This is a genomic window from Kitasatospora sp. NPDC057904, assembly GCF_042887925.1.
GTDB lineage: Bacteria > Actinomycetota > Actinomycetes > Streptomycetales > Streptomycetaceae > Kitasatospora.
In genome coordinates, this window is record NZ_JBHVOL010000002.1 from 1 (window position 1) to 5,010 (window position 5,010).

The following is a 5,010-nucleotide window of genomic DNA, read 5'->3' on the forward strand; positions in this document are numbered from 1 at the left end:
GGCCGGACTTCCTCAACCGCCTCAGCAGAGACGATCACGTCGCTCATCAGGTGTTCTTCCTTGATCGGGAGTTACACCGAAGACCGTACAGACCCCCCCGTACGCGAGGGCGCCAGGCCGGGCGGCCGGGTCAGCCCCCGCCGCCCGGTACAGCGGGAACGGGCAGGTCAGCCTGGTCCCTCGGGCCGGGGGCACCGTGGTCAGGGCGAGTCGCCCTGCCGGTCCCGGCGGCGCGGGTCCGCAGGGCGCGGCTCGTCGTTGGCCCGGCTCCCCTGCACCGCCGGCACGGGGCCTGGCGATCACAGGGCGTCGCAGCCCCGTAATCACCAGGCCTCGTGTTTCTGCTCCCGGGGCGCGGCCGTCGGCGCCCGGCCGGGAGTCAGGAGCCCGGCACGGGCTGTTCCGGGGCGAGGGAGTTGCCGGCCGGGATGTGACCGCAGTCGGAGGGGGCGGGGCGGTCGGCGAAGCGGTCGTTCAGCCACACCACGGCCTGCGGGGCCCAGGCGGTGGGGAGGCCGAAGTGGCTGAGGAAGTCGTACTGCTGGTACGCGACCGCCGCGGTGCCGGTCGCGCAGTACTGGCGGGCGAGCGCCCGCACGTCCCCGGCGACCGTCACGCCGTCGCCCGTGCCGATGCCGGCCGGGTTGCCGAAGGTGCCTTCGAGGACGCCGGCGTTGCCCTGGGCGAGGTAGCCGGGCACGGTCGGGGTCGGGGCCGAAGCGAGGTTGGTCCGGTTGACGGCCGTGACGTAGGGCCCCACCGAGTTCGGGTCGGCGTACTGGGGCTTGGCCATCGCCTTCCAGGTCAGCCCGGGGTAGTGGCCCAGGGCGTCGGTGAGCGAGCCGTGCTCCAACTGCCGCAGGACCGACCGGCCGTAGTCGTTCAGGTAGGGCGCGAGGTCGATGCCGGAGGAGCGCGAGACCCCGACCAGCGCCATCGGGATGATCCCGCTCCACACCAGCGAGCCGTCGATGTACCGGATGTTGTGCGCCGGGTCCACCAGCAGCCCGCCCTCGGCGTAGCCGACCAGTCTGGCGTTGACCTCGGGCGCGTAGCCGGGTGCGAGCGCGGCCGCCCAGGCGCTGGCGACGGCGCCGCCGGAGTACCCCATCAGCCCGAAGCGGGTGTCCGGGGTCAGGCCGGTCGCCGGGGACGCGCTCGCGGCCCGGATCGAGTCCAGGGTGGTGGTGGCGTACTCCGGCCCGGCTCCGAAGTCGGCGTTCTGGCCCTCGGTGTCCGGGAGCACCACGTTGTAGCCCTGGGCGAGCAGCGGCACGATGTACATCGCCTCGACGTTCGGGATCGCGCCGCCCAGGCTGAGGTTCCCGGCGACTGCCCGGGAGGGGCCGTCCTCCGGGTCGAGCGAGTCGTAGAAGGACTGGTAGGAGACGGCTCTGCCGCTGTCCCCGGTCAGGCTGCGGAGCACGGTGGTCACGTTGGCGGACGGGCGCCCCTGGGCGTCGATGGTGCGGTAGAGCAGCTGGACCGCCGTCACCGGGGTGGGCAGCCCCAGGACGTGGTACGGCAGGGTCCGCGTTTTGAGCACGGTACCCGGCGCGAACGAAGCCAGCGGGGTGCTGTCGTCGTAGGAGTAGAAGGGGTCGCTCGCGGTGGTGGCGGTGGTGGAGCGCGCCGTCGCCGACGCCGGGCCGGCGGCGGCGGCCGTGGCGGTGGCGGTCAGGGCGGCGGTGACGGCGGCTGCGAGCAGCCTGGACGTGCGTTTGCGCATGATTCCCCCGGGTGGCTGGGATTCTTGATGACCTGTCAGAGGACGCGTGTGACCACGCTTCGTTGTTACCAACGCGTAGCCGGCGTCCCGGAGAACATCATGACGACGGCCGGGCGCGCTGTCTCCGGGTCGGGCCGCGGAAAATTCCCGGCCTGGTGTGCGACCGGTCATCGGTGTCGGGGAGGGGCCGGTGCCGGCCACTGTGCAGGCGGGGGTCGGCGTGCGGTGTGCGCTCGGCGGCGTTGCCGCCGCCGGCCCCAACAGCATTGGTGAACGGGGCAGTTCGAGGGCGATCACTCAGGGCACGGTGATGACGATCTTTCCGCGCGCGTGGCCGGCGGCGCTGACGTCATGGGCCGCGGCGGTCTCCTCCAGCGGGAACACGGCGTGCAGGGGGACGGTGAGGCGGCCCTGATCGGCCAGGTCCGCCGCCAACGGCAGCCCTGCCCAGCCCGGTGACCCTCCTGCCTCGGAGCGGGAGAACCGCACTCCGTGCCGGGCGGCGTCGAAGTCAGCGATGGTCACCACGCGGTTCGGGTCGCCGGCGATGGCCACCAGTTCGGCGAGGGAGCCCTTGCCCGCCGCGTCCAGAACCACGTCGACGCCGCGCGGAGCCAGTACGGCGAGGCGATCGGCCAGGCCAGGCCCGTAGGTGACGGGTACGACGCCGAGCCCCTCGAGGAAACCGTGATTGCCCTCGCCGGCGGTGCCGATCACGGTGAGGCCGCGGGCCCGGGCGAGTTGTGCGGTGATGGTCCCGACACCGCCGGCGGCGCCCTCGATCAGCAAGGTCATGCCCTCGACGGCGTCCAGGGCTTCCAGTACACGCGTGGCCGTGTCGACGTTGCCCGCGGCGCCGCCGGCTTCCCCGAAGGACCACGACCGGGGCTTGGGCGCCCACGCCTCCAGCACGGCGTACTCGGCCGCGGCGCCGCCCCGGTCCGCGAAGGGAACGAGACCGAAGACCGCGTCTCCCACGGCGGTGCCGGTCACCCCCTCCCCCACCTCGTCGACGATGCCCGCGGCATCCATGCCCGGTATGTGGGGCAGGCTCAGGGGAACGAAGTCCCGCAGCATCCCTGAACGCAGGTACCAGTCGGCAGGGGTGACGCCGGTGGCACGCACGGCGATCCGGACTCGACCGGGCCCGGCGTGCGGCTCCTCGACCTCTTCGACGGCAAGAACCTCGGAACCGCCGTAGCGGTGGTACTGCACAGCGAACACGGAAAGCCTCCATACACACGGCACGGCATTCGACGGGAGAACCCGCGGTCGCCGGCCTCCGCGGCAGGAGGCCGGCTGCGGGAACCCGCGGCATCGCGTCACGCTAACCCGCTAAACGGTCGACCTCTTCCGTTTGTGTTTAAGTGGGAGACATGCCTGACGGACTGTCTCGGAACCCGTCCACCTCCCCCGCCGGCACCCCCGCCCCGGCGCAGCGGGCCGACGCCCGGAACAACCGCGCCCGGCTCCTCCAGGCCGCTCGCGACGCGTACGCCCTCGACGGCCCCGACGTGCCCGCCAGCGCGATCGCCCGCCGGGCCGGTGTGGGTGCCGCCACCCTCTACCGGCACTTCCCGACGCGCGACTCGCTGATCGCGGCCGCGTTCTCCGAACAACTCGGCCAGTGCGTCGCGGCCGTCGACGAGGCCCTTGCGGACGACGATCCCTGGCGCGGACTTCGCACCGCCCTCACCCGGATCTGCCGGATGCAGGCCGAGGACCGCGGCTTCAGCGCCGCGTTCCTCGCCGAATTCCCCGACGCGCCCGACGTCCGGCGTGAACGTGCCCGCGCCGGGGAATCCCTCGCCCTGCTGGTCCAGCGCGCGAAGGACACCGGACAGTTGCGCAAGGACTTCGACAGCAGCGACGTCACGCTGCTGCTCCTGGCCAACAACGGCGTCCTGCGGGACTCCCCGGCGGCCTCCATGGCCGCGTCCCGCCGCCTGCTCGCCTACTTCTTCCAGTCCTGCCGGCCGACGGACGACACACCTCTGCCCGAACCCGCGCCACTGCGCCTCGACGACCTGTACAGGGCGTACAGGGCACCGCGTCGAACGGGATGACCGCATCGTCGAGGACACGTCCGGCGATCCGGTGGCCGGTCGGACACTCCCGTCGCCCCCTCCCCGGTCACCGGTTCCGTCCCAGACGAGGAGGGCCGGGCGGTGAGGTCAGCCCTCGTTCTCGGGTTCGGAGGGGCGGGCGGAGCACTCGGGCCGGACCGGGCACGGGGGTGTCGGTGACGGGCCCGCAGAACGGTGTGCCGACACCGCACACGGGAGCCAGCCCACGAAACCGTCCTCGCCTCCAAAGTGTGTGCTCCGGCGGCCAGTGCGCCACTATGACACGATGAACGACACCCAGGCGATGGTCGACTTCCTGCGCGACAAGTACCGCCACACCATCAAGACCGCCGAGACCATCCACAACGAGGTCATCACCGGCCGCATCCCCGCCCTGGGCGGCGACCGACAAAAGCACGCCGGCTACACCCTCCAGACCGTCCACGAGGCCCACTCGATGCTGGAGCTGTTCGAGACCACCATCGTGGCCCACCTCGACACCCCCGGCCCCATAGGCGCCCTCGCCGAACAACAACTGGGCATCCTCGCCCGACCGTTCCAGTAGCCCCGCCCACCGGCTGCGCCCCGTGCGCGAGGGGCCAGGCCGGGCGGCGGGGTCAGCCCTCGCCGCCCGGTGCAGCGGGAGCGGGCGGGGACCCCGGACCGAGCCGGCGACGGCTCGGAAGGGCGGCCGGTCGGCCTGGGGGCGCTCCTGAACAACACGAAGGCCCGCCGGGCCAAGATCGGCCCCGGGCAGCTCGCGCAACTCGCCGAGCACGGAGTCGAGTGGGCGTAGGGCCGGCGCTGGCCGGGACGGGGGCTGTTGTCCGAGGCGCGCGCTACGCTGCCGCGGCCCCGGGAAAGGCGCAGGAAGGCCGTCGCCCCGCTGTGGGCGACGGCCTTCGGGCGTTCACGGGTGGCGGTCGGGAGGCGCCCGATCATCGAGCCGGCACCAGGGGCTCCTGGTGCGCGTAGGTGCACCAGGTGCCTCACACCTCTCACCCCGGCCTACTCCCCAGGACGGCCCGCCGTACCCGGCCTCGGAAGTGTGGGCCCGTCAGGAGTCACACGTTCGCTCTTGGCGACGCGGGAGCAGCTCAGACGATCGTGAACTGCTGGTTGGTGCCACCCGTGCAGGTCCACTGGTCGATGCCGGCCCCGTTGCCGGAGCTGGCGCCCCATACGTCGAGGCACTTGCCGGCAAAGGTCTTGATC

General features: G+C 72.6%; 5 protein-coding genes. 2 read left to right on the forward strand and 3 right to left on the reverse strand.

Annotated elements, in window-relative coordinates:
- Positions 1–379: 379 nt before the first annotated feature.
- Positions 380–1,729 carry a lipase family protein gene (locus ACFVSN_RS05520; protein ID WP_387953724.1) on the reverse strand — a complete coding sequence of 450 codons (1,350 nt, stop codon included), beginning with the start codon at positions 1,727–1,729 and terminating at the stop codon, positions 380–382.
- Positions 1,730–2,026: 297 nt separating this feature from the next.
- On the reverse strand, positions 2,027–2,953 hold the full coding sequence (locus ACFVSN_RS05525) for an NADP-dependent oxidoreductase (protein WP_387953726.1): 927 nt from the start codon (positions 2,951–2,953) through the stop codon (positions 2,027–2,029).
- Between the two features lie 152 nt (positions 2,954–3,105).
- Here ACFVSN_RS05525 and ACFVSN_RS05530 point away from each other — a divergent pair, with 152 nt between their 5' ends.
- The gene (locus tag ACFVSN_RS05530) at positions 3,106–3,795 is read left to right on the forward strand and encodes a TetR/AcrR family transcriptional regulator (RefSeq protein WP_387953728.1); all 690 of its coding nucleotides are present in this window, start codon (positions 3,106–3,108) and stop codon (positions 3,793–3,795) included.
- A 286-nt stretch (positions 3,796–4,081) separates the two neighbouring features.
- Positions 4,082–4,360 carry a hypothetical protein gene (locus ACFVSN_RS05535; RefSeq protein ID WP_387953729.1) on the forward strand — a complete coding sequence of 93 codons (279 nt, stop codon included), beginning with the start codon at positions 4,082–4,084 and terminating at the stop codon, positions 4,358–4,360.
- A 532-nt stretch (positions 4,361–4,892) separates the two neighbouring features.
- Here ACFVSN_RS05535 and ACFVSN_RS05540 read toward each other — a convergent pair.
- Positions 4,893–5,009: an RICIN domain-containing protein gene (locus ACFVSN_RS05540; RefSeq protein ID WP_380506234.1), complete on the reverse strand. Its 117-nt coding sequence runs from the start codon at positions 5,007–5,009 to the stop codon at positions 4,893–4,895.
- Between the last annotated feature and the right edge of the window lies 1 nt (position 5,010).